The 25,919-nt window shown below is 60.3% G+C and carries 21 protein-coding genes; 14 read left to right on the top strand and 7 right to left on the bottom strand.

Annotated elements, in window-relative coordinates:
• Nucleotides 1-133: 133 nt before the first annotated feature.
• Nucleotides 134-1,414 (bottom strand): serine/threonine transporter, encoded by a 1,281-nt coding sequence (locus F6R97_RS28680; protein WP_315867502.1) that lies wholly within the window; start codon nt 1,412-1,414, stop codon nt 134-136.
• Between the two features lie 451 nt (nt 1,415-1,865).
• Between F6R97_RS28680 and F6R97_RS28675 the strand changes: the two genes are divergently transcribed.
• Complete coding sequence (locus F6R97_RS28675; protein WP_038984139.1) at nt 1,866-2,837, top strand: 2-hydroxyacid dehydrogenase; 972 nt, start codon at nt 1,866-1,868, stop codon at nt 2,835-2,837.
• Here F6R97_RS28675 and tssA read toward each other — a convergent pair.
• The 5 genes from tssA to F6R97_RS28650 form a co-directional block, all read right to left on the bottom strand.
• Nucleotides 2,834-3,922, bottom strand: a complete 1,089-nt coding sequence (gene tssA, locus F6R97_RS28670; protein WP_315867501.1) for a type VI secretion system protein TssA — start codon at nt 3,920-3,922, stop codon at nt 2,834-2,836. The two genes, F6R97_RS28675 and tssA, sit on opposite strands and share 4 nt — an antisense overlap.
• Entirely contained in the window at nt 3,919-7,755 is a 3,837-nt protein-coding gene (locus F6R97_RS28665; RefSeq protein ID WP_315867500.1) for a type VI secretion system protein, read from the bottom strand. Before F6R97_RS28665 ends, tssA begins: the two co-directional genes overlap by 4 nt.
• A complete protein-coding gene (locus F6R97_RS28660; protein ID WP_315867499.1) occupies nt 7,752-8,519 on the bottom strand; it encodes a DotU family type IV/VI secretion system protein in 768 nt (255 codons plus the stop codon). The genes F6R97_RS28665 and F6R97_RS28660 overlap by 4 nt, the downstream gene beginning before the upstream one ends.
• 18 nt (nt 8,520-8,537) lie before the next feature.
• Entirely contained in the window at nt 8,538-9,869 is a 1,332-nt protein-coding gene (tssK, locus tag F6R97_RS28655) for a type VI secretion system baseplate subunit TssK (protein WP_315867498.1), read from the bottom strand.
• A gap of 133 nt (nt 9,870-10,002) precedes the next feature.
• A complete protein-coding gene (locus tag F6R97_RS28650; RefSeq protein WP_038984144.1) occupies nt 10,003-10,452 on the bottom strand; it encodes a hypothetical protein in 450 nt (149 codons plus the stop codon).
• A gap of 228 nt (nt 10,453-10,680) precedes the next feature.
• Between F6R97_RS28650 and tssB the strand changes: the two genes are divergently transcribed.
• The 12 genes from tssB (at nt 10,681) to F6R97_RS28590 (ending at nt 24,042) form a co-directional block, all read left to right on the top strand.
• Nucleotides 10,681-11,226, top strand: coding sequence for a type VI secretion system contractile sheath small subunit (gene tssB, locus F6R97_RS28645; RefSeq protein ID WP_048394603.1), 546 nt, complete (start codon nt 10,681-10,683; stop codon nt 11,224-11,226).
• A gap of 28 nt (nt 11,227-11,254) precedes the next feature.
• On the top strand, nt 11,255-12,742 hold the full coding sequence (tssC, locus tag F6R97_RS28640; RefSeq protein WP_038984146.1) for a type VI secretion system contractile sheath large subunit: 1,488 nt from the start codon (nt 11,255-11,257) through the stop codon (nt 12,740-12,742).
• Nucleotides 12,743-12,816: 74 nt separating this feature from the next.
• Nucleotides 12,817-13,320, top strand: a complete 504-nt coding sequence (locus F6R97_RS28635; protein WP_038984147.1) for an Hcp family type VI secretion system effector — start codon at nt 12,817-12,819, stop codon at nt 13,318-13,320.
• 15 nt (nt 13,321-13,335) lie between these two features.
• Nucleotides 13,336-13,779 carry a type VI secretion system baseplate subunit TssE gene (gene tssE, locus F6R97_RS28630; protein WP_315867497.1) on the top strand — a complete coding sequence of 148 codons (444 nt, stop codon included), beginning with the start codon at nt 13,336-13,338 and terminating at the stop codon, nt 13,777-13,779.
• Nucleotides 13,763-15,556 carry a type VI secretion system baseplate subunit TssF gene (gene tssF, locus F6R97_RS28625; RefSeq protein WP_050682575.1) on the top strand — a complete coding sequence of 598 codons (1,794 nt, stop codon included), beginning with the start codon at nt 13,763-13,765 and terminating at the stop codon, nt 15,554-15,556. The genes tssE and tssF overlap by 17 nt, the downstream gene beginning before the upstream one ends.
• Nucleotides 15,520-16,545, top strand: a complete 1,026-nt coding sequence (tssG, locus tag F6R97_RS28620; protein ID WP_315867496.1) for a type VI secretion system baseplate subunit TssG — start codon at nt 15,520-15,522, stop codon at nt 16,543-16,545. The genes tssF and tssG overlap by 37 nt, the downstream gene beginning before the upstream one ends.
• A gap of 2 nt (nt 16,546-16,547) precedes the next feature.
• Nucleotides 16,548-19,091: a type VI secretion system ATPase TssH gene (gene tssH, locus F6R97_RS28615; protein ID WP_048394609.1), complete on the top strand. Its 2,544-nt coding sequence runs from the start codon at nt 16,548-16,550 to the stop codon at nt 19,089-19,091.
• Between the two features lie 76 nt (nt 19,092-19,167).
• A complete protein-coding gene (locus F6R97_RS28610) occupies nt 19,168-19,734 on the top strand; it encodes a hypothetical protein (RefSeq protein ID WP_315867495.1) in 567 nt (188 codons plus the stop codon).
• 36 nt (nt 19,735-19,770) lie between these two features.
• Nucleotides 19,771-20,349: a hypothetical protein gene (locus F6R97_RS28605; RefSeq protein WP_315867494.1), complete on the top strand. Its 579-nt coding sequence runs from the start codon at nt 19,771-19,773 to the stop codon at nt 20,347-20,349.
• A gap of 92 nt (nt 20,350-20,441) precedes the next feature.
• Entirely contained in the window at nt 20,442-21,446 is a 1,005-nt protein-coding gene (locus F6R97_RS28600; protein WP_315867493.1) for a hypothetical protein, read from the top strand.
• A gap of 31 nt (nt 21,447-21,477) precedes the next feature.
• Nucleotides 21,478-23,487, top strand: coding sequence for a type VI secretion system tip protein VgrG (gene tssI, locus F6R97_RS28595; protein ID WP_315867492.1), 2,010 nt, complete (start codon nt 21,478-21,480; stop codon nt 23,485-23,487).
• Nucleotides 23,488-23,499: 12 nt separating this feature from the next.
• Nucleotides 23,500-24,042 (top strand): toxin-antitoxin system YwqK family antitoxin, encoded by a 543-nt coding sequence (locus F6R97_RS28590; RefSeq protein ID WP_038984155.1) that lies wholly within the window; start codon nt 23,500-23,502, stop codon nt 24,040-24,042.
• A gap of 206 nt (nt 24,043-24,248) precedes the next feature.
• Here the strand turns inward: F6R97_RS28590 and F6R97_RS28585 are convergent, their stop codons facing one another.
• The gene (locus F6R97_RS28585; RefSeq protein WP_018929674.1) at nt 24,249-24,644 is read right to left on the bottom strand and encodes a DUF4280 domain-containing protein; all 396 of its coding nucleotides are present in this window, start codon (nt 24,642-24,644) and stop codon (nt 24,249-24,251) included.
• A gap of 190 nt (nt 24,645-24,834) precedes the next feature.
• On the opposite strand from F6R97_RS28585, the gene F6R97_RS28580 reads away from it, so the two are divergent.
• On the top strand, nt 24,835-25,902 hold the full coding sequence (locus F6R97_RS28580) for a phosphotransferase family protein (RefSeq protein ID WP_315867491.1): 1,068 nt from the start codon (nt 24,835-24,837) through the stop codon (nt 25,900-25,902).
• Nucleotides 25,903-25,919 lie beyond the last annotated feature (17 nt).

Below are 25,919 nucleotides of genomic sequence, written 5' to 3'. Positions count from 1 at the left end.
AGCGGCGTTTTTTTTGCCTTCAGGAAGACCGCGTTATCGTTCATCGCGGGCAAGCCACGCTCCCACAGGATCTACACAAACCCTGTGGGAGCGGGCTTGCCCGCGAAGCGGACTAACAGCCCCCACAGAAACATCAGTTGGACAACGAATAGATCAACGCCGAAATCGCCACCAGGCCCACCGCCGTCACGAAGACGTTAGAGGCTTGACCACGAAAGCGCGCCATCGCCGGAACCTTGCGGATCGCGTACATCGGCATCAGGAACAGGATCGCCGCGATGATCGGGCCACCGAGGGTTTCGATCATGCCGAGAATGCTCGGGTTCAGCGTGGCAACGATCCAGCAGACCACCAGCATGAACGCCGCAGTCATGCGGTCCAGCGTCTTCGGTGCCGGGCGTTTGCCGCTCTTGACAATCAGGCCCTTCAAGCCTTCGCTGGCGCCGATGTAGTGGCCCAGGAACGACTTGGAAATGGCCACGAAAGCAATCAACGGCGCCGCGAAGGCGATGGTCGGGTTGCTGAAGTGGTTGGCCAGGTACGACAAGATCGACAGGTTCTGCGCCTTGGCTTCCGCCAGTTGTGCCGGCGACAGGGTCAGCACGCAGCTGAAGACGAAGAACAGCACCATCACCACCATCAAGATGTGGGCGCGGGACAGGATCTGCGAGCTGCGCTCTTCGGCATGCGTGCCGTAGCGACGCTTCTGATCCACCGCGAACGCCGAGATGATCGGCGAATGGTTGAACGAGAACACCATCACCGGAATCGCCAGCCACAGGGTGTGCAGCAGCGCCGACGACTCCGGCAATGTGGTTGCGGTGCTGAGGATGCCGCCATTCCAGTGCGGAACCAGGAACACCGCCAGGAACAGCAGCGCGACGATAAACGGATACACCATCAGGCTCATGGCCTTGACGATCGCCTGCTCACCGCAACGCACCACGGCCAGCAGGCCGAGAATCAATACGAACGACAGCACGGCGCGCGGTGGCGGCATGATGTGCAGTTGATGTTCGAGGAAACTGCCCACCGTGTTGGTCAGGGCCACGCTGTAGATCAGCAGGATCGGGAAGATCGCGAAGAAGTACAACAAAGTGATCAACGCGCCGGCCTTGATGCCGAAATGTTCTTCCACCACCTCAGTGATGTCGGCGCCTTCGCGGCCGGACAACACAAAACGGGTCAGGCCACGGTGGGCGTAAAACGTCATGGGGAATGCCAGCACTGCCAGGATCAGCAGCGGCCAGAAACCGCCCAGCCCCGCGTTGATCGGCAAAAACAGGGTACCGGCCCCGATTGCCGTGCCAAACAGGCCCAGCATCCAGGTGGTGTCATGGCGATTCCAGCTTTCTAGGCTCGCTGGTGTTGCCGCTACATAGCGTTCGTCGACGCTATTGGCCTGATCATTCATCGGGTCGGATCTCCGCTTTCCGGTCACTTGCCACCCGGTCAGGACGAGTCGGAAAACCCGACAGGCAGCGCCCTGGCCGAAACAGGGGCGCGATTGTCCGGGATTAATCAACAGAAGCAAAGGCTTAGCTGAGGAATGGTTATGCGGATCAGATGCAGCTGGTGCCTGCGTTCTCCTGTAGGAGCGAGGCTTGCCCGCGAACCAGTCGCCTCGGTCCATCAGGAATACCGCGTTATCGTTCTTCGCGGGCAAGCCTCGCTCCTACGGGATCGTGGACAAACTCCCACCATCTGCCTCGCACTGATCTAGTGTTGTCATTAGAAGGATCGCAGGCTTCGCCAGCTCCGACACCGGGAGCCAAAAACCCTGGCCATTGCCAAACCGCTCTGGAATCAGCAATCTGAAGCGACGTTCGAGCCCCCGACATTCCGCTGCCCCACAGGAGCCCAGCATGACCGCAACTGTTCTGGTACTGGTTGAAACCATCAATGAATACCTGCCGATCCTCGAACGCCAGGGGTTTCATCTGATTCTGGCCCCGACCCCGGCCGAACGCGCCGCTGCCATTGCCCGACAGGGCGGTCAGATCGATGCGGTGCTGACGCGCGGTCCATTGGGCCTGCACGCCAATGAAATTGCCGCCCTGCCCAATCTCAAAATCATCTGCGTGATCGGCGCCGGCTACGAGCACGTCGACCTGCAAGCCGCCGCCGACCACGGTATCACCGTCACCAACGGGGCCGGCGTCAATGCCTCTTCCGTCGCCGACCACGCCATGGCGTTGCTGCTGGCGCTGGTGCGCGATATTCCTCGGGCCGATGCTGCCGTGCGTCGGGGCGAGTGGCCGAAAATCATGCGCCCTTCCCTGGCGGGCAAACGCCTGGGCATCCTCGGCCTGGGTGCCGTCGGCATCGCTATCGCCAAACGTGCGGCCAACGGCTTCGACATGAGCGTGAGTTACCACAATCGTCAGCATCGCAGCGACGTGCCCTATAGCTTCTGCTCGACACCGACCGAACTGGCGCGCCACTCGGATTTCCTGATCGTTGCCGCACCCGGCGGGCTCGGCACCCAGCACTTGATCAACAGGCAGGTACTCGACGCCTTGGGCCCCCAAGGCTTCATCGTCAACATCGCACGGGCCAGTGTGATCGTCACGGCAGACTTGATCAGCGCGCTGGAACAGCGACGGATCGCCGGTGCCGCGCTGGATGTCTTCGATAACGAACCCCAGGTGCCGGACGCCTTCAAGGGACTGGCCAACGTGATTCTGACCCCGCATGTCGCCGGCTTGTCCCCGGAGGCCACCCAAGGCACCGTGGAACTGGTCGGCAAAAACCTGACGGCGTTTTTTTCCGGTCAACCGGTCCTGACCCCGATTGCTTTACCGCCGCCAACGGCAGCCACCCTGCACAATCACTAAAGGACGCCCAACAGCGTCCACAGTCGCCGGGATTCGGCATCGGCGCTGATTAGCTCCCCAAGCAGCTCGCTCAGAGGCTTGTTGCCCCACTCCACGCCCCGTTTGATCAAATAGGGAACCGGGCTGTGGGGTTCGGTGCGTGCCAGGTACTCGGCGATCAACAGCAATTGCCGGTACGCCTCCTCACGATTCGCCGGCTCACTGAACGTCTGGGGCGTCGGGGTGATGTCCGGCACGGCGGCCGGGCTCGATTCCGCTACCGCAGGCGTTTCGACAGGCGCCGGGGTTGGTTTTCGTGGATGCATGGCGATGAACTCCTGAACCAGCGTCAACAACGCTTCGATCACATCCTGCAGCGCTTTGAACCCTGGGGCCTGATTGCCGAGATAAGCGTCGCTCCATACCTCCAGGCGTTGCAGGTGCTGCTGGCTGAGCAGCAGCGTGCCCTGGCTGCGCAACCAGAATGACAACGGGGTGGCGCGAATCTGTTCGGTGAGTTTCTTCTGTTCGTTGCGCGCGTTCTCGGCCGAGGTCTTGGCCGTTTTACTGTCGCTGGCCTGTACCTGTTGCATCTGTAACCGACGCCAGGCATCCAGACAGAAACTATCGAATTCATTGTTGCGCGGCTCGAACAGCGGCACTCGGGTCAGCAGCACTTCAGCGTAGCGTCGAGCCAGCCATTCGAGCGGTATCACCCGCCATGACTGATCGCCGTCCTCAGCCTGGGGGTGCAGGTGCTCGGGATAGCGCTCGCATAACCCGGCCACCAGCGCCAGGCTGCCCGGCAACCCTTCGAGTCCGTCCTGATGCAGCCAGGCCTCACCCAGCCAGGCGCTGAGCATCAAATCCTTGCTGCGTTCGAGCAGCAGGCTGGTGGTCAGTTTTTCCAGTTCCGGCCATTGGGCGCGCTTGATCGACGACTGCCACACCCCCGTGGGCAAACTGGTGTCGTCCTCACGGCGCAGTTCGCGCAACCGGTCGAACTCAGGCTCATAACGCAGGTCCTGGCCACAGGGGGCCTCCACGCTGATCGGTTCGAGCAGTTGGGTAATCAGTTCCGGCAACGGCGTTGAAGGTTGATTCACAGGCCCTCCTTTTGGGATTCGATGTCATGGGTTTCAATGCCCGCGGTCGATCTCGTCACCATGAACGGTGAGCGTGGGGCCCGAGTTGGCAAGGGCTGAATGGACAGCGGCAATTTCGAGCCCTGGGTCATCAACGACAAGCGCACAAACATCAGGGTTTGCTCGGCGGTGGTGGTGCTGGCCTGCGTCGTCACGGGCAGGCGCAAGGTCAACGGAAAGTCCGTGTAGTCCATGTTCGGCTGGCGCTGCACCGACACGTGCGAGCGCATCAAGCGCAATAACGACCACGGACCGCTGTACTCCCAGCCGGCTTCCAGATCTCGCACCACCAGGCTCGGCTGTAACGGATCGTTGGCCGGACGCTGGTAGCCATTTCGAGCCCAACGCAAGGTCAGACGGACCGGTTGACCGACCATCCAGCGCAGGTTCGGCTGGGCCTCACCGGGGTAGCTGAGCTGTTGATTGCCGGCATTCAAGCCCCAGGCAATCACCTGATCGGCGCCGCGCTCTTCCTCTCGATCGGTACGCCAGCGCACGTCCATCTCCAGCCCCAACACACCGCTCTTGTCGCGTACAAACATCGGGCCCAGCCAGGTGCTGGCTTGCTTCAGACGATTGAGAAAGTCTTCGGCGGCCAGGCGTTCCGGGGTCTGGCTCAGCAGTAGTCCGGCCTGTGCCACCGGCAAACGCTTGTCGATCAGTTCCAGCAGATGCTGGACTCGAGCTGGATCGGCGTCGGCGGCTTGAAGGCCATTGGCAAACGGAAAGCGCTCCGCCAGGTACTGATTGAAATAATTGGCCAGGTCGTTCCACGCTGCCGCGGCCTGTTGCTGTTGCAGGAACTGGCAGCGTTGCATGGCGGTTTGTTGCAGATCCACCGCCCGCAACGCCAGTGTTCCGCGCCCGCCGGACAGGTTGGCGGTTTGCAGAATCTGGCCACAGGACGTGGCGTCCATTTCGATGAAGTCGCGGCTCACCAACTGCTCTATCTGCGCCGGCGAACTGGCGGGGTTCTGCTCCTTGTACTTGAGCAGTTCGTCGTTGAGCGCATTGAACTGCGTCACGCGTTCATAATCCAGCGCCGAGAGGTTCTGTTGCTGGACTTTCAGCCATTCCAGCGCCGATGTGCGGCGCTCGGTGATGCCGAGCATGGTGTTGAATTGCTGCTTGAGGCTCAGTTTCAAATCCTGCACGTCGTTGGCGCCATACAGGTGCAGGCCGAGGTTCTTCGAGCCGTCCCACTGGCTGATTTCGGTACGCCCGCTGAACAGCGGCTGGGCGACGATTTCGTCGAGGCCGCTGACGATTTCGGCCAAGGCGCGGCGGTTCAAGGCAGTTTGCAAACGCGTGGCCAGATCACTGCGACGCACCTCGATAAAGGCTTTCTGCAAGGCAATCGCCTGGGAGGCCTGCACATTGAAAACGCCGCTATGGACCTGAGCATTGTGCTCACGCAGGCTCGACAACATGGCCTTGACCACTGCGCCTTCGGCCGCTTGCAGCAAGGCACCGCGATACACCGGAGGAATGCGTGGCAACTCTTCGGCGGCGTAACTTTTGTAGCTGGCGAAATAGTTCAGCGCACTGTCGAGGTCGTCGCCATCAACGCCCTGCCCTTGCCCATTCGGGGCTTCGGAGCGATCCGCGTGTAAGGCGATGGCCACAAAGTCACGTTTGAACAACGCCTGTACCGCGTTGTTGAGCTGCACCACATGTTCCTGCAAGACCAATTGCCCGCTGCCTTGCTGAATCAATAAATTGTCCCGGGAGCCGGCCTGGACGATCCATTGATCACGAAAGCTCTGCTGCAGCTTGGCCGCCTGCATTTCCAACTGTTGTTCCAGTTGCGGTCCGAGCAAGGCGCTTTTACGCACGTTGTCCAGCAACTCGCGATAGCCAGGCACCAGGTCCTGCCCTTTGCCACGCCCCCACGCCGAATTGGTCAAGCCGATCACGGTTTGCAGATCATCGACCAGCGCTCGCAAATCTTCGAGCTCGGTGAGGGAGTTGCCACTGCCGGCTTCCAGCCGTTCCAGATGCAGCTTGAGATAACCGGCCTGGCGCACGAAATTGTCGGCCAGGAAATACTGGTCCAGCCAGCGCTCCATGAGGCCGAGGAAATTTTCCTCGATCACCGGGCGCTCGACGGTCAGATCCAGCGGTCGCAAGTCGCTGCCATCAGCATCGAACAACGCCCGGTTGTAAAAACCGGCGCGGTGCAACGTGCCAACGTTGAGGTTCAGCGACAACGCGTTGTTACTCAGCAACACCAGATCTTCGAGGGGAGCCTTGGGGTTGTTCAGCGCCTGATTGAACCACTGGTTCTGCTGTTCCAGATTCACCGCGCGCTCCACCAGATCCTTGGCCTTGACGTAGTTTTGCCATTGGGCTGGATCTTCGCTTTCGACGTTGCCCCGGCGTTCGGTGTTGCGAATGGTCTTGAGTTGCGCCAGTTCCGCGCTCAACAGATCACGCAACGGCAGCATCAAATGGCTGTGGGCAGTCAGGCGCAACTCGCTTGCCAGCTGCGCATCCAGCGAAGAGAACCAGGAAGTCGGAAATACCACTGAGGTGAAGCTCCAGCCCGGCGCCTTTTCCAGCACTCGCCAGAAGCTCTGGACGTTGCGCCGGGTCGACTCCAGCCGATGAGATTCATCGGTGACCGCCGCGTAGTTTTTCTGCGCCCCTTGCAGCAGCCGCGAGAGTTCATGGGCCTCCTTGACCGAATCCTGCCAGACCCACAGCATGCCCGCGCCCCAGACCACCGCGACCACCAGCGCCACCGCTCCGGTCACGCGCTGCCAGCGCTGACGCAGGCGTAACAGACGCGGCACCACCTGGGCCAGGCCGCGCTCGGCGACCACCCGCCGCTGCCACAATTGCCGGGCGAAGGCACTCTGCTGCAACCCGGTGTCGTAGGCCGAAAATCCGTCGGCGCTGTCTTCCGAGGGCTGATTGGCAGTGAAATAAATGCCGCGAAAGCGCGGCGCCTCGCCTTGCGCATTGCCCTGGAAAACCGGCTCCAGCAAGGATTGCAGATGGCGTCGCATGGCGTCGAAGCGTTCCGGCAAGCCATACAATTCACTGCTCAACTGCCCGGACAAGGCGCCGATTTCGATGATCGATTCCGCCAAGGCCCGAGTAACCTGATCCAGCGCTTGATCGCTCCATTGCGCCTGCCAGACCGCATCGGTCCCGTGGGGCGATGACCAACCCAGCGTGCGTTCACGGGCCTCGACCGGCAGCGCAGTGATCAATTCCTGAAAGCCCGGCAACTCTTCCATGCCGGTAATGACCACGTACACCGGCAGGCTCAGCCCGAACCGTTGCAACAGATCGATGAAGCGTCGGCGCGCAGCCAACCCGAGGGTCGTGGCTTGCTCGACGTTGCCCAGCCGGCTGACCGGCACCGTCCAGACCACCCCGTCCAGCGGACGTTGACTGCGCAAGCGCAGGATCAATCCCAGCAAGCGCCACCAACCGCCGCGTTGCAGGTGCATGCCTTCATCCGGCAAAAACAGCGCCTGAGGCACCACCAGCACCGCACCTTCAGGGTCCGACCACCAGCGACCGAACCAGGCCGGTTTGTCGGTGGGCTGCAAACGCCACTGAGTACACAACTGCGTGCCCTGGGTTTCGTTGCCGAGCATCAGCAGCCATGGAATCTGGTATCGGTCCTGGGCGCCCTGCTCCTGCTCCATGTGCCGCACCGCCAGGTAAAAACTGCGAATCGCCGCACCGCTTTGCGTGCGCAACCACCAGACCGCCACCCCGACAATCGCCAGCACCAACAGCACAGCGATGATGAGGCCGATAATCCCCAGCGTGCTCATGAGTCTTGCTCCGAGGCGGTCACGGAATCGGTCATCTGCAAGACCGGTTCGAGCTCCAGACGAATGTCACGCCAGAACAACTGCCCCAGCCCGGTCAGCAGCAGGACCATGGCGAGAATCCCCAGGCCCAGGCGAAAACCGTCCGGCAACGAAAGACGCACCGGCAATTGCATCGGCGGCACCGCCGAAGGTAGTTCGAGTCGGGCACTGACGTCGGCATAATCCGCCTCGTGCTGCCAGGCAAAGGTGAACAGCGCCAGGCGCCATTTTTCATGCTGGGTCTGATTCTGTTCGCCGCGCAGGCGTCCCTGAAACCCCAGCACCAGACACTGCAAATAGACATTGGCCAGATCGCGAGTGGTGGGGATTTGCTCGTCCAGCAATTCCTTGATCGCCAGCGGTATCCGCTCACCGGCCTGACGGCTGGCGTACAGCCGCGATTCCAAAGGTTTTTCCTGCCAGGCCGATTGGCCGGGCCACGGCGTAAACAGCAAGGTTTCATCGACCAGCGCGACAAAGGCATAGACCAGCGCTTTGACTTGCTCGGTGGCGGCGTCACCGACTTTGGCGAATGCGGTTCGCCACAGTCGTTGGGAGATTTGCGTGGACAGTTCGACCACCGCATCCACCAGCGCTTCGTCTTCGCTGTCCTTGGGCAACTGGTTCCAGTCCTGGGACCATTGCTGCCAGGCCTGACGAAAAGCACTGCTCAGCGGCGCTTCGTGGAGGCCTCGTGTACCTGTCCCGACATTGCCCTCAGACATATGACGTTCCTTCCTTGATCAAGCACTTTCACTCGCCTGGGCCACAAACAACACCACTTGCCATGGACTGCTGGCCAGCCTGGAAGCCGGTGCGGCAATCAGCAACGGCAACTGCCCGTCGAACCATTGGCCTTCGGCCGTCACCACAAACAACCGCGTATCGTCGCCAACGCTGTAGGCCACTTGTTCATTGCGACTCATGGCCTGATGGGACAAACCGCTCATGCGCTGGCGACTGAGCAGTGCGATGTGCGGCTGCGACGCAATGATCGCCCCGCGCAACCATTCGCTAGCGGCCTGCTCGCTGGCACCGTTGGGCATGCGCAAACCGATGACCAGCCGTTGGCTCGGCTGGTCATCGGGCAATTGAATCGAGAAGGTCTGTTCACTGCGTTCGAACGCCAGGCTGCGGTAACCGGCGCGGATCAGTTCCAGGGTCTTTTCAAGCCAGTCGAGCACCGCTTCATAGCCGCGCTGCAATTCAAGAAAATCCAAAGGAGCGAACGCCGGAACACCGGCCAATGGATCGAGCGCCGACCAGGCGCCGGCCAATCCGAGCAGCAATCCATACAGCGCCTGAGGTGTCGCCACCCGACTGTTCAGCAGGCCTTCGACTTCCGGCAGCCGCGCCCAGAGCGCCGTCAACTGACGGCGAATTTCCATCGCGTCGTCTTGATTGCCGGCCTGCTGCGCCTGGCGCAAACGACCGGCGAGGAACATGCATTTCTCCCGCGCGCGGGTACACAATCCCGCCACGCGCCGACCCACTACCGACTCGGGCAACAGGCACGGCGTCGGCGGTGTGTAAGGCAATTGAAGAAAGCCGCCACCCTCCTTGCGAATTCTCAGCAGCGGCAGGCAGACGGAATCCGCCTTGTTCAACTGCGTACACAAACGTGGGTTCGGACGCCAGACCGTGATCGATTCGGGGTACTCGCCGCTCGTGAGGTCCGGCAACGCATCGCCGACCACCGATTGCAATCGGCCCTTGAGCGGCAGCAACTGCCCGGCGCGCCACAGCGGACTGATCGCCAGGTAAACGGTGACGGTGGCGTTGTCCGTGGCATCGATCGCTTCACTGACGTCGAGCTCCAGCATCGGCCCGACACCGGCCTGCAGATTGACCGGCAAACCGTCCGGCAAGGTCGCCTGTAGATTGATCAGTCGTACCAGCCCGGCGCTCAATGCCGAGGGCTCGAACTCGACGCGAGTCACGCCCCAGAACCACGGATTACAGGCCTGGGCGAAATGCGCCACCAGCGCCTCGGCCCGCAGCCCTTGCAACTGAAAATGCTGGGGCAATAACTGCATGCCCTCATGCCAGCAAACCGCGTCAGGTAGCAGACTCATACGATTCCCTTCGACCTCTGGTGGCGCCTAACTCTGTCAGTTAAGCGAGTGAACCGCTTTTGTAGGAGCCAGGCTTGCCGGCGAAGGCGCTCTCAAGGACCCCTTCGCCGGCAAGCCTGGCTCCTACAGGTGTTCAGTTCGGGTGATCGCTGACCAGCGTCATCTCGCGACTGTCGAACTTGAGCCAGGCGTTGCTCTGATCGTCCAGCCGTAACCGGTGTGCTCCGGGAGTGTTATAGCTGGCGAAGACTAAAAGTCCAGCCGCCCGCTGGCCCCCCAGCGGGAAGGGTTGTTTGTCGATGAATTGACCGGGCACCAGCTCCAGTCCCCAGACCGTCATCAACTGTCGGTAGTCGCGCTGGAACTGCTCGCGTTCGGCGAACCATTGCCGGGCGGTGATGCCCGACAACTGCTTGAGCAGATCCGCGTCGTTCACCGCAATGAAGTCCACCGCGATCGGGGTGTCATCGTTGGCGCGAGGCGCGACGTCCAACGTCAGGTTATCGAGGTCGACACGAGGCCCGAACAACGAACACCCGGCGAGTGACAGGATTAGAACCAAAGAAAATAAACGTGCGTACAAAATGAATTTTCCTTTTCTCGACACGGTCCAAAATTGCTTTTTGTTTGCTTTTTTATAGACCTGTTCTAGCGTCTTGGGTAGTTCGGTCGGCACGACGAATGTGGAAGGTTCGTCAAAGGAATGACAGGTCCTCTGCCCTCCCTTTCTAACCTACGGTCCAGTAAGGGAATGCGATGAAACGGGCCTCCCGATGCATTGCGCCCGCCTCATGCATCGGAGTCAGCCACCATGGCAGAAAGTACTCAGCACAAGCTCGACAGGGTTCGCCCGCCCCGAGTGCAAATCACCTACGACGTCGAAATCGGCAATGCAATCGAGAAGAAAGAATTGCCGTTGGTCGTCGGCATTCTTGCCGACCTCTCCGGCAAACCTCTCGAGCCACTCCCGAAATTGAATGAACGGCGTTTCACCGAAATCGACCGCGACAACTTCAACGAAGTGCTCGCCTCGATCGGCCCGCGCGCCACCTTGCAGGTCACCAACACCCTCAGCGGCGACGACAGCAAACTCAACATCGAGCTCAACTTCAAACACATCGATGACTTCGACCCGGTCAAGGTGGTCGAGCAGGTCACTCCGCTGCGGCGCCTGTTCGAAGCCCGTCAGCGTCTGCGCGATCTGCTGACCAAGCTCGACGGCAACGATGATCTGGACAAGCTGTTGCGCGACGTCATCGCCAACACCGAGGGCCTGCAAGAGATCAAGTCGGCCCGCCCGGAAACCGCCGCCGCCCCCGCAGGCGATGCAGAAGTACCGGCCGAACCGCAGGCCTGATCGTCCATCCACTTAGGGAGAATTCGCCATGCCCGCCTCATCCGCCGCCCAGAGCCAAGCCAGCGACAGCACAGCCCAGACCTTGTCCCTGCTCGATGAAATAATCGCCAAAGGCCGCATGGCCCATGACGACAGCCAGCAAGATTACGCCCGCGACATGCTCGCGGAATTTGCTACCCAGGTACTTGACGAAGGCATGGCCATCGACAAGGACACCGTGGCGATGATCAACGACCGCATCAGTCAGATAGACGAACTGATCAGCGCTCAACTCAACGAAGTGTTGCACCACCCAGACCTGCAGAAACTCGAAGCCTCCTGGCGCGGCCTGCACATGCTGGTGCAGAACACCGAAACCAGCACCCGGTTGAAACTGCGTTTGCTCAATGTGACCCAGAAAGAGCTGCAGAACGATCTGGAAAAAGCTGTCGAGTTCGACCAGAGCGCGCTGTTCAAGAAGATCTACGAAGAGGAATACGGCACCTTCGGCGGCCACCCGTTCAGCCTGCTAGTGGGTGACTACACCTTCGGCCGGCACCCGCAGGACATCGGCCTGCTGGAGAAACTCTCGAACGTCGCCGCGGCTGCTCACGCGCCGTTCATTGCTGCCGCCAGCCCTCGGCTGTTCGACATGAACAGCTTCACCGAACTGGCGGTGCCACGTGACCTGTCGAAAGTCTTCGAAAGCCAGGAGCTGATCAAGTGGCGCTCGTTCCGCGAAAGCGAAGACTCGCGTTATGTGTCGCTGGTGCTGCCGCACTTCCTGCTGCGTCTGCCCTATGGTCCTGACACGTCGCCGGTGGAAGGCATCAACTACGTCGAAGACGTCAATGGCAGCGACCACGGAAAATACCTGTGGGGCAATGCCGCGTGGGCCTTGTCGCAACGAATCACCGAAGCCTTCGCCAAGTACGGCTGGTGCGCGGCGATTCGCGGTGCCGAAGGTGGTGGCGCGGTAGAAGGCCTGCCGGCCCATACCTTCCGTACTACCTCTGGTGATCTGTCGCTCAAATGCCCGACCGAAGTGGCGATCACCGACCGGCGTGAGAAAGAGCTCAACGACCTCGGTTTCATCGCCCTGTGCCACAAGAAAAACAGCGACGTGGCGGTGTTCTTCGGTGGCCAGACCACCAACAAATCCAAGCTCTACAACACCAATGAAGCGAACGCCAACGCGCGGATTTCGGCGATGTTGCCGTACGTGCTCGCAGCCTCGCGTTTTGCGCACTATCTGAAGGTAATCATGCGCGACAAGGTCGGCAGCTTCATGACCCGCGACAACGTGCAGACCTACCTCAACAACTGGATCGCCGACTACGTGCTGATCAACGACAACGCGCCGCAAGAGATCAAGGCGCAGTACCCGTTGCGTGAAGCCCGGGTGGACGTGACCGAGGTCGCCGGCAAACCGGGTGCCTACAAGGCCACGGTGTTCCTGCGGCCGCACTTCCAGCTCGAAGAGCTGACCGCGTCGATCCGCCTGGTCGCAACCCTGCCACCACCGGTAGCTGCCTGACCTGCCTCCCGCCGGCCAACCCGGCGGGATTCCCCCTGCTTATCTAGCACGATTACTTTCAGGAGTTTCATGCGATGGATGCAATCATTCTCGACCTCGGCGGCGACATCAAAGGCGATAGCCTGCTCGAGGGTTACAAGGACAAGATCGAAGTCATGTCCTACAGCCACAACGTGGCCATGCAGGTGACCAACGACGTCAGCAACTCGGAGCGGACCTCCGGCAAGCCGCACATCGGCGAGTTCACCCTGACCAAATTCGTCGACAGTTCGACGCCATCCCTCAACGAATATTGCTGCGCCGGCAAACCGATCCCCGAAGCCAAGATCACCATCGGTCGCAACGCCGCCGAAGGCAGCGGTCAGCTGATGCCATTCATCATCTACACCCTGACCAATGTCGTGCTGTCCAACGTCAGCGTCAGTGGCGGTACCGGTGGCAAACCGGTGGAAACCCTGTCGCTGAACTTCACCAAAATCAAATGGGAACTCACCGCACAGAAAGACGACGGCACCAAGGAAGGCACGGCCGCCTCGACCTGGGACATGGCCGCCAACAAACTCATCAAAGCCAAGTAAGCGGACGCGTCGGCCATGACAGGTACCGGCATGCTCCCACCGTTGTTCGAGCGCCTCGCCGCAAGCGAGGTCGACACCGTGCAGGTGTTCGATCGCCAGGGGCTGCTCGACTCGGTGCACACGGAGTTGCTGCGCCTATTCAACACCCGACGCGGCCAACGTCCACTGACCTCCCCACCGAGCATTCTCGACTACGGCATCGCTGACTGGACCGCCTTGCAACAGCAGCGCAGCGATGACCGTCGTCAGTTGACGCGGGAAGTCCGCGAGGCCATTACCCATTTCGAACCGCGCCTGCAACTGGGCGAGGTTCAGGTCAATCCGGTCCCCGGCCATCCGCAGCAATTGAGCATTCGGCTACTGGGCGAGTTGCGCAGCGGCCAGCAGCACTGGCCCGTGGCATTTGTCATCGAGAAGGCCAGCGATGGCCTTGAGGTGCGTCATGAGCGACTCGATTGACCCGCAACTGCTCGATTACTACCAGCGCGAACTGACCTGGCTGCGACACGCCGGGAGCATTTTTGCCGAGCGTTATCCCAAGGTTGCCAGGCGTCTGGAATTGTCCCCCGGTGAATGCCCCGACCCGCATGTCGAACGACTGCTCGAAGGTTTCGCCTTGCTCGCGGCACGCCTGCAACGGCGGCTCGACGACGACTACGCCGAATTCAGCGACGCCTTGCTCGAACAGCTTTACCCATTGGCGATGCGACCGTTACCGTCCTGTGCGATCGTGCAGTTCGAGCCGGACCCGAGCAAAGGCAACCTCGCCGGCGGATACCCGTTGCCCAGAGACACGCCGCTGTTCGTCACCACCAGCAAAGGCGAAAGCATCCACTTTCGCACCAGCGCCGCGGTTCGCTTGTGGCCGGTGGAAATCAATGAAGCGCTGCTACTGGGCAGCGACGAAGCCCAGGCGCTGACCGGCGTTGCGCAAGCGCGCTCGGCCCTGCGCCTGAGCCTGCGTTGCCTCGGTGAAAGCCAGTGGTCGGAGTTGGCGATCAAACAGTTGCGCATGCACCTGGCCGCCTCTCCGGTGATCAACGCCTGCCTGTATGACCTGCTCGGCGCCCACGCCGTGAAGGTGCTGGCCGGCCCCGTCGGCAGCGTGCCGAAAGTGCTGGCGGGGCTGCCAGATATCGTCGGTTTCGCCAGCGACGAAGTGCTGTTGCCGGACGAGGACGGCGTGCACCCGGGCATGCGCCTGCTCGCCGAGTATTTCGCCTTTCCGGACAAATTCAATTTCTTCGATATCCCGCTGGCTGGTGCCACCAGCGATAGCCAGACGCTGTACCTGTACATCGTCTTCGACCGCGCCCCGGCCAACCGTCTGCACCTTCAGGCCAGCGATTTCGCCTTGGGCTGTGCACCGGCGATCAATCTGTTTCCACGCACTTCGGAGCCCCTGCGCCCGGACGGCACCCGCAGCGAGTACCGCCTGGTCGCCGACAGCCACCGGGAAAACAGCGTCGAGATCCACAGCATCCGCGCGATGCGTGCCAGTTCCAGTCAGGGTGTGTTGCGCGTTCCTGCTTATTACGGCAGCCAACACATCGGCGGTGAAAAGCAATGCTACTGGCACGCGCGACGGGTCAGCGGCATGACCCCGAATCGTCTGGGCACTGACCTGATGGTGAGCTTGGTGGACACCCGACTCGATCCATTGTCCGAGGCCAGCGAATACAGCCTCACCGCCGAATTGCTGTGTACCAACCGACACTTGGCCCAGAGCCTGCCGGCCGGAACGCCACTGGGTTTCGAACGACCGGGACCAGTGGCTTGGGCCCGCCTGCGCAACCCACCCAGCCCGCAAAGCCTGCCGCGACTGGATGGCGAATCCCGTTGGCGGCTGGTGTCGCAACTGACCCTCAATCATTTGTCGCTGGTCGAGGGGCCGCAGGCGCTGGATGCCCTCAAGGAAATCCTCCAGTTACACAACCTGCGCGACGAGGCCAGCGCCCTGCGGCAAATCGAAGGCTTGCTCGGCCTTGGTTGTGAGCGGGTGATCGCCCATGTCGGCGAAGATGCGTGGCGTGGCTGGCGCAATGGGCTGGAAGTTCAGTTGCAACTCGATCCGCAGCATTTCGTCGGCAGCAGCGCCGTGTTGTTTTCAGCGGTGCTGGCGCAGTTCTTTTCCCTCTATGCCACGGCCAATCGCTTTGTGCGCACGGTCCTGGTCCAGTCAGACAAGGAGGTCAAGGCATGGCAACCCCAAGCCGGCATGCCGCTGTCCCTCTGAGCCTGAGTCAGAAGCTGCGGCGCGACCCGCAGGCGTTCGAATTATTGCAGGCGTTGCTGCTGCTGGAACGCGAACACCCGCAAGCCGAATCCCTGGGCAGCGGCACCGCGCCTCAAGCGGAAGCCCTGCGTCTGCGCGGGCCGTTGACGCCGCTTTTTTCCGCCAGCGAAATCGAAAGCCTGACCCAGGAAGCGGGCCAGCAACCGACACTCAGTACCCCGGTGTTTGGCCTCGGCGGGCCCGACGGCCCCCTGCCCTACGCCTATCAGGAATGGCTGCAGCAACGGGCCCGCGCCAAGGATCATGCACCGGCCGAGTTCCTCGATCTGTTCCAGCATCGCTTGCTCAGCCTGTTGTACAAAGTGATGCGCAAACACCGGATTGCCGTCGGCTTCACGGCCCCCGGCGCGTCCCCGGTGCAGGCGCAACTGCGGGCGCTGACCGGGTTGTTGCCCAAAGCCTTGCAGGAACGTCAGGCCGTTCCCGACTCCGCCGTACTGGCGTGCAGCGCGCTGTTTGCCGACGGGCGTCGCTCCCTCGCCGGCTTCGCCGCGATCGTGCGCGAGCACTTCGAACTGCCGGTCGCGCTCAGCGCCTATGAAGGTGCCTGGCGGGAAATCCCACCCGCCAGTCGCAGCCGCCTGCAACCGGGTGGGCGCAATCTGCAACTGGGCCGCAGCGCCGTGGCCGGCACCCGGGTCTGGGATGAACACGCAGGCTATCGCCTGACCCTCGGCCCGCTCAGCTCGGCGCAGGCGGCGCGATTTCTGCCGGACGGTGAATCCCATCCAGCACTGGCCAGCCTCAGCGCGCTGTATTTCGGCCCCGATCTGGATTGCACGCTGGTGCTGTTGGTACGCGGTGCCAGTCCGATAAAACTCGGTCGCCAAACACCGCCCTTGCTCAGTTGGAACGGCGGCCTGCAACGCCAGACCAGCCTCGCCGTGCAACAGATCGAAACCCGCCTTCGTCAGCTGGAGATCACCTGAACATGGAACTGGCCAGCCTGATCGGACGCCTCAACCCGGACAACCGCCGCGCCCTCGAACGGGCCGCGCAACGCTGCCTGCAACGGGGTCATCATTACGTCGAAATCGAGCACCTGCTGCTTGAGCTGCTGGACATCGAGGGCGGTGATTTCGCCTACCTGCTGCCGCGCTTTGGCCTGGAACGCGATGCCCTCACGGCGGAAATCAACAAGGCCCTGGAACTGTTCAAATCCGGCAGCACCCGCACCCCGGCGCTCTCGGCGCAAACCATCGGCCTGCTCGAAGACGCGGTGGTTCAGGCCAGTGTGCTCGGTCTCGACAGCATCCGTTCCGGCTTGCTGCTGCTGGCCTTGCTCGATCGCGATGAACGCCGCAGCCTGCTGCTCAACAGCGCCTCGTCGCTGTTGAAAATTCCCCGGGAAGCATTGCGCAGCAATCTGCTGGAGTGGACCGAAAACTCACGCGAACACGTCGGCGGCACACGACCTGTTAATGCCGGCAAACCGCAGCCGAAACAGGATACGGTGCTCGATCAGTTCACCCAAGACCTGACCGCCGACGCCCATGCCGGGCGCATCGACCCCATCGTCGGCCGCGACGGCGAGATTCGTCAGTGCATCGACATCCTGCTCAGGCGTCGACAGAACAACCCGATCCTGGTCGGCGCGCCGGGCGTGGGCAAGACAGCAGTGGTCGAAGGCCTGGCCCTGCGCATTGCCGCCGGCGATGTACCGCCGTCGCTGCAGGAAGTCAGCCTGCGGGTACTCGACCTCGGGTTGTTGCAGGCCGGTGCCGGGGTTAAAGGCGAGTTCGAGCAGCGGCTCAAAGGTGTGATCGACGCGGTACGCAGCGCCGACAAACCGATCATTCTATTCATCGACGAAGCCCACACCCTGATTGGCGCTGGCGGCGCGGAAGGCGGCAGCGACGCGGCCAACCTGCTCAAACCGGCGCTGGCCCGTGGCGAGTTGCGCACCCTCGCCGCCACCACGTGGCTTGAGTACAAAAAATACTTTGAGAAAGACCCGGCACTGGCGAGGCGTTTTCAACTGGTGCAAGTCGAGGAACCGGACGAAACCACTGCCGTGGAAATGCTCCGTGGCGTGGCCGCGAAACTGGAACAGCATCATGGTGTGCAGGTGCTGGACGCGGCGATCCACGAAGCAGTGAAGCTATCCCACCGCTACATCTCCGGGCGTCAGTTGCCGGACAAAGCTATCAGCGTGCTCGACACCGCTTGTGCCCGGGTCGCCCTCGGCCAGCACGACGTGCCGCCACCGCTGGAAAGCCTGCGTCATCGCCAACAAAGCCTCAAAGACGAAGTCGAACGCCTGCGTCGCGAACAAGCCACCGGGCTCGATCACCGTGAACGCATCACCCTGCTGGAAACCGAATCCGTCGGTAACGTGCAAGCCATTCGCGACCTGGAAATCCGCTGGAACGAAGAACGGATTGCCGTGCGCGAACTGCTGGAAACCCGCCGCGAGCTACTCACCTTGAGCGAGCGCGCCGACAACGACAAACCGGACGAAGCCACCGACAGCCGCATCGATCATCTAGCCGCCGAACTGGTACGACTCGAGGCCGGTCTGGACGCCATTCGCCAGGACGATCCGCTGGTGCCGGAACAGGTCGACGCCAAAACCGTGGCCGCCGTGATCGCCGGCTGGACCGGCATCCCGGTGGGCAAAATGCTCGCCGACGAAGCCCACGCCGTGCGCACCCTCGGCCAGCGCATGGGCCAGCGGGTCATGGGCCAAAGCACCGCGCTGAACACCATCGCCCAACGCCTGCAAGCCTACCGCGCCGGCCTCACCGACCCGCAAAAACCGGTCGGCGTATTCCTGCTGGTCGGCCCCACCGGCGTGGGCAAAACCGAGACTGCCTACGCCCTGGCCGACGCGCTCTACGGCGGCGAACGCAACCTGATCAGCATCAACCTCTCGGAATACCAGGAAGCCCACACCGTCAGCCAACTCAAAGGCGCCCCGCCCGGCTACGTCGGCTACGGCAGCGGTGGCGTGCTCACCGAAGCGGTGCGGCGCAAACCCTATTCGGTGGTGTTGCTGGATGAAATCGAAAAGGCCCACCCGGATGTGCTCGAAGCCTTTTACAACGTCTTCGACAAAGGCGTCATGGAAGACGGCACCGGGTTGGTGGTGGATTTCAAAAACACTGTGATGTTGGCCACCAGCAACGTCGGGGCTGAGTTGCTGCTCGACACACCGACCGCGCACCTGGGCACTGATGCGGTCAATGAAGCGCTGCATAAAGTGCTACTGAAAGCGTTTCGGCCAGCGTTTCTGGCGCGTATGACGGTGGTGGCGTATCGGCCGCTGGATGAGGTGACGCTGGAAGGGATTGTGTTGGCGAAGCTGGAGAAATTGCGCGGACGGTATAAGGCCGCGACCGGGAAGCAGTTTGAGTTCGATGCAGGGATTGTGCAGGCGGTGTTGGCCAAGTGCAGTGCTGCCGGGGCACGGGATGTTGAGAATGTGTTGATGACGCAGGTGACGGGGAAGTTGGCGGAGTGGGTGTTGGAATGAACTATTTCAGCAGTGACTGAAAAAGAGTTCAGGTGCGAATAAACGCTTGAACACTGTTTGAAGCAGGTAAAGGACTATGTCGGAAATAGATTTCTCTCCTAAGTTTGTAAAGGCCGTCAATCGCATGATTAGCCACAACTCACCAGGTGAGGTGGGATTACTGATGCGTTGGGATAATGATGACAGTATGCTTTGGACAATATGGTCAGAGCGCTTTTCGGACGGGCCGGGGATAGCCGGATACAACCGACGGCAAGTACAGCGATTGGAAATAAAAAAAGGCAATCTCGTTGCCTGCAAACCTACCGTGCTTGGCGGGCATGCAGAAGAAATCATGATTCGGAGTTGGGATGGTTACCGAAAAGAAGTAAACAAAACAGACGACCCCAGAATTGTGGATATTTTCCTTACACACAGTCCGTGCCTGGACTCTTCGAACATATTTTCCGATGAATTCGGAACATGGCCGAAAGGCTGCGCACCGAAACTCAGCAAGTTCATAAATGGCATCGGGAAAAACATCGAATGGCGAATCGCATTCTGGGACTACTACGGTTCGTTTTCTTCCCGCTCGAACGCCATCGCCGCGGTGGAGATAATAGGAAAAATCAGTAACGCCACCATCTACAAAATATTCAAGTAGCTAACCTACACCTAGCCATCTCAGCAGGATATTGGCATGACGGAAACACATAAAGTTGGTCGTTACTCAGGCGGCAATGTGGCAATGACAGGGGCAAACCCCATGTACGCCACCTGGCTAGCCGCTAACCAGGCTACTAATGGCGGCACCATTCCCGACTTGGCCAGTATTTGCCATGAATCCTCTTCAACTCGCCGCGCCTTGGCCGGTTCGGGGGCGTCCCATGGAACCTGTTTCGCGCTGATCGAACATTTCGATTCCGCACGTGGCTTACTAATGTACAAATTCGGCGACAGCGCACTGAAACTGGATCTCCTCGGAACCTACACCACCACAACCAAGAAAGTAGTCACGACCCTACGCGGACATGCGGAAATCAGTGCACTGGCTCAAGCGATCAACAGCGTTACACTTCCGGACGGCGATTACAGCAACTTCATCACCCGTATTTATATCGAACTAAGTCCCTGTCATCTTTGTGGACCGCAACTCGATCCCTATATCGGAAATTCGGTATTGATGTACAGCTACACCTATGGAAATGACACCGAGATGGGCGGCTGGGTCAGTGACAATCAAGCTTCCATACATGAGAAGGGCGGCAAGTTCAAGTGATAGCACAGAGGGAGCGAATTTATTGATAAAACCAATGCTCGCTTATTAGCCTGAGCAACGCTTTGCGCGCTCGCAACAAATAGGGATCGACCATGAAATACAGAGCCACCATTGAAGAAGCACTGAAAGCCTGGCACGCCATCCGCTTTCATTGGCTCAAGAGCGCTGAAAGCAAGGCCGCCGCCAACATTCTTCGTCAGCTTATCGATAGCAGTCCTTATGACAACGTACTCAAACAAGCCGTTGAATGGTTCACTGACCAGTGCAACGAGGCCTTCACCTATCAGAATGTTACCTATAGCCGACTCAAGACCACATCGGCACTCTATGTGCAACTCAACACCCACTTGAAATCCGCCGAGGGACCGGATCTGGCGCCAGTTGCCAGCAGTTCCTCTTCGAGCGTCCCGACAGCGATAAGGATGGGCAGCAGCGTTGCGCCTGTGTCCAGGCCTTCTTCCAGTGGTCTTGGCCTCGCCCCTGCTTCCGCCGCTGGCCTGAGTCTTTCTTCTTCCAGTGGTGTGCGGCCTGTTGAGTTGCAAATAAGAAAGTATGAAAAACTCTGGGCGAAGATCACGGTAACGGATATTCCCACCAAGAAACATGGCGTTTACAACTACACAAAAGATGACCCGATCACAACGCAACAAAAAGGCTCTGCTTCGGGCGTGGTAGAAATTACGCTGAGAATCGCAGGCAAACCGCTTGAGGCACCAGAGTTCTGGGTCCTGTTAGGAGGCATGGTCCTGGAGTCAACATTTGGAAGATGCTTCAGCTGTGCCGCCGCGGCTGTTCACACGTTGGTCCATGATGAATATTTCGACCGATGCGAAGTGGTCATTATGGGTACTAAAAAATATGATCATTACTTTGTTTGCGTCGCTAATACCCTAGGTGAAATCAAATCCGGCGAGGGCATTGCCATCGATATCTGGCAAGCAAATTTGTCTAAAAAACCCGATGCTTATGCCCACTCTCCAGCCAATACTTTCAGGTATTGGCCCAAAGCGGAAATCATCTGCGTTATTCCTCAAAGTAGACGCACAGAATTTCGCGAGCTAGTAAAAACCCGAAATAACATCGAACACCCGAAATAGCCATGTCTTAACCATCACCTGAGGTTGCTCGATGCCACGCACCACCGACAGCAACACCAGCCTTTCGCTGACTGCCTTATCGTTGGCGGCGCTGTATCCTGAGTCCATTTCCGGCGAGGACACCCTCAACAGCCTCGGCAAGCAGACCTTGATTGGCCTCAACGACGGCACCTCATTATCCCTGACCACCGCCATCGCCACCCACCTCACCACCACCCTGCACAACGACGCTCAAACTCGTGCTTTCGACGCCCTCGTCGCCGAAATCCAGCAACTTCCCGCCGACGCCACCGCCGAACGCTATCAAGTGGTTCTCAGGCCATGGCTCTGGTGGCTGACCCTGGCCAGTAACAACCGCGTATTCCAGAATCTCAGTACCTCAGACATCGTCACCACCATTTTCAAGGCCCACGCCTTCACCGACTTCAAACTCTCACTCAGCGGCAGCTACACTCCCCGCGAATACTGCGTGCAGTACGGCGAAACCGATTTCGCCTTCGTCTCGCGACTGCTGGAAGAAGAAGGCATTTTCTGGTTTTTCACTCACGAGGACGGCAAACACACGTTGGTGCTGGGAGACAGCAACGACGCGTTCGTGCCGATCCCCAATGGACCCAAGGTGAATTATCTCGGCCAGCAATTGGGCGAACGCGAACTTCACGGTATTCGCTCTGGACAAGTCTGCGTGCAAGCGGTGGCCGGGGTGTATCGGGCGACGGATTACGAGTTCACCACCCCGACCACTTCGCTCTACAGCCAGGCCGAAGCAGTCGCCGGGCCGCGGTCGATGTACGAGCACCCGGGCAGCTACAACGCCAAGGCCCGGGGCGATGCGTTGACCAAGCAGCGCGTTGACGGTTTGCGCAGTCAGGAGAAGCGCTTCGTCGGTGAGAGCGACTGTCGCTGGCTGGTGCCCGGGCACTGGTTCACTCTCGCAGGGCACGATGATTCGACGTTGAATATCGATTGGGTAGTGACGGCGGTGACTCACGAAGCCAGTCATGACAGTTATCGCAATCGCTTCGAAGCCATCCCCAAGGCCACACCTTTTCGCCCGGCAAGAACCACACCAAAGCCGCGAATGCACACCCAGACCGCCATCGTCGTCGGCAAGTCGGGCGAAGAAATCTGGACCGACGAATACGGCCGGATCAAGTTGCAGTTCCCGTGGGATCGCGATGGCAAGAACGACGAAGCCAGTTCCTGCTGGGTGCGGGTCGTGTTGCCCTGGAGCGGCAAGGGTTTCGGCATGCAGTTCGTGCCGCGTATCGGCCAGGAAGTGATCGTGACGTTCATCGATGGCGATCCGGATCGACCGCTCGTGACGGGTTGCGTCTACAACGGCGACAACGCCCTGCCTTATGCGCTGCCGGCGAATCAGACTCAGTCCGGGATCAAGACCCAATCGTCCAAGGGCGGCGGCGGTTTCAACGAATTGCGCTTCGAGGACAAGAAGGACGCCGAAGAGGTGTTTCTGCAGGCACAGAAGGATTTCAAGATCAATGTGCTCAACGACACCACTGCCACGGTCGGTCATGACGAAACCCTCACCGTACAGAACGCCCGCACTCGCACAGTGAAAGAAGGCGACGAGACCGTGACCCTGGAGAAAGGCAAACGCAGCGTGACCATCCAGACTGGCAGTGACAATCTCGATGTGAAGGACAGTCGCACGGTGACGGTGGGCGCGGACCAGACCCACAGCACCGGTGGCAACTACACGCACAAGGTCACGGGGGATTACATCCTGACGGTGGACGGCAACCTGACCATCAAGGTGACCGGTACCCTGACCCTGCAAAGCGGCGGCAGTTTCACGATCAAGAGTGGCGCTGATCTGGCAGCCGAGGCCAGCACCTCGATCAGCCAGAAGGCCGGTACGTCCCTGAGCAATCAGGCCGGTACCTCGTTGGAGAACAAGGCCGGCACGACAATGACCAACGATGCCGGGATCAGCCTGACCAACAAGGCCGCCGCTTCACAGACCGTGGATGGCGGCGGCATGCTGACCATCAAGGGTGGTCTGGTGCAGGTCAACTGACAAGGGGAACCCATGGCCATCACGCCGCTGGACTTGCAGCAGAACGATAAACAGCTCAAAGGTCGCTTGCTCGATGGCCAGCTTGACGGTGCGTTGCACATCAAGGATGACGGGCGCGCGCAGGCTGATTTGCACTACAGCCAGGGCGAGCTGCAAGGCACTACCCTGCTCTATCACCCTAACGGCAAGGTCTCGGCGCAGCTGCCGTTTGTTCATGACAAGCTGCAAGGGATCGCCAGTTTCTATGCGCCGCAAGGCTGGCTACAGCGCAAGGCGACTTACCGCCGAGGGCTGCTGCATGGCGAGGCGTTCAATTACTTTCCCGATGGGCAACTGGCGGAGGCCGAGTTCTACCGCGATGGCGTGCGCGAGGGCCGGTATCAGCGCTTTCATCCCAACGGCAAACCCGCCGTCGAGGCTCGATATCTCAATGGTCAGTTGCTGGAGCCGGAACAGGGTTTTGCTGCCGATGGTCGACCGCTGGATACCGAGGGCAAGCCGATTTCGAGGGTGCGCTGGTGGTTCAGGCGCTGGAGTGATCCCGAGCAGGCCTGAGATTGCTTTGTTCCCTGCGTCGGCATCGTGCCGAAAAAAACCGCGACGGATGCGATCCCCTGTAGGAGCTGCCGCAGGCTGCGATCTTTTGATTTTGTTTTTTAAGATCAAGATCAAAAGATCGCAGCCTGCGGCAGCTCCTACGGGGGTTGCGTACACCGCAAATCACGGGTGTACATGGACGGAGAGGATGTTCCGATCAGCCGTCAGGGAATCAGCATCTGCATTTGTCCAGGCATCACAATCTTGATCACTCCGGCCCAGTTGCACATAAGGGTGCTGTTGGCGTCGATGGCCGGCATACCGCCCAGCAGCAGGGTCGGCGCGCCGCCGGGAATCCACGGGGTGGCGGTGGCCGGGATGCATGGCATCGGCGTGAGCACGCCAAGCGCGGCGGCGGTGGCGGCCGCGACCATCGGGTTGGCCATGCTCATGCACGTGCCGAACGGCATGACGTTCACTAGCGGAATGTGGTCCATGATGTTCGCCGCCGGCATGCCCCCGGTCATTGTACGGTTCACCGGCAGCACGTTGAGTACCGCTGGCGCGGCACCGAAACTGCATTGCAGGGTCGCGGTGGCGCAAACTTGCGGACAGCCCATGTCGAATCTCCTTCCTGGGAGCGGCGCTCCCCTGAAACCATAGTCCGCCGAGCCTGTTCGTGCACATCAGGAACGCTGATTATCCGGCAACACGCTAACCTATAAGACCGTGCCGCGCTTGTGGCCACCCCGGCGCACCATTAGATTAGCCAATGATGTCTGGCCTCCAAAATAAGCAGAAGGGATAAGCATGGCGCTTACTGACCAGTCCACCCGTATCCGCTCCGGCGAAGAACTCGATGCCAGCCTGATCGATCCGTACCTCAAGGCGCACATTCCGGGCCTGAGCGGCTTACCGAAAATCAGCCAGTTTCCGGGCGGTGCGTCGAACCTGACATACCTGCTGGAATACCCCGAACAGGAATTCGTCCTGCGTCGACCACCGTTCGGCCACAAGGCCAAGTCTGCCCATGACATGGGCCGCGAATTTCGTATCCTCAATCAGCTGCGGGACGGCTTTCCCTATTGCCCCAAAGCCTATGTGCACTGCACCGACGAGTCAGTGATCGGCGCCGAGTTCTATGTGATGGAACGGGTCAAGGGGATCATCCTGCGCGCCGAGCTGCCGCCGGAACTGGGCCTTGATTCAGCGAAGACCGAAACCCTGTGCAAAAGCTTCATCGACAAGTTCGTGGAACTGCACCGGGTCGACTACAAGGCCTACGGCCTGGGCGACCTCGGCAAACCAGAAGGTTATGTTGCACGGCAAATCAAAGGCTGGAGCGAGCGCTACGAAAAAGCCCTGACCCCGGATGCGCCGAAGTGGGAAGCGGTGAACGCCTGGCTCAACGACAAGATGCCGGCCGATCACCCGACGTCAAGCATCGTCCATAACGATTACCGCTTCGACAACGTGATCCTCGACCCCGAGAATCCGATGCAGATCATCGGCGTGCTCGATTGGGAACTGACCACCCTCGGCGACCCGCTGATGGACTTGGGCAACACCCTAGCCTACTGGATCGAAGCCGACGACCCGGCGCCGGTGCAACTGATGCGCCGCCAGCCAAGCCACGCTCCCGGCATGCTGACCCGCCGTGAATTCGTCGATTACTACGCCGAGCGCGCCGGCATCCAGATCGACAACTTCGACTTCTACTACACCTACGGCCTGTTCCGTCTGGCCGGCATCGTGCAGCAGATCTACTACCGATTCTTCCATGGTCAGACCCAGGACAAACGCTTCGCGCAGTTCATTCACATGAACAAACTGCTGGAGCAGATGAGCCTGCAAGTCATCCAGAAATCCACCCTCTGATCGCGGCCCCCATAACT

The organism is Pseudomonas sp. JV414 (assembly GCF_032424305.1).
Lineage (GTDB): Bacteria > Pseudomonadota > Gammaproteobacteria > Pseudomonadales > Pseudomonadaceae > Aquipseudomonas > Aquipseudomonas lini.
The sequence above is the reverse complement of the archived record's forward strand: the minus strand, read 5'-3'. Positions and strand labels throughout refer to the sequence as shown.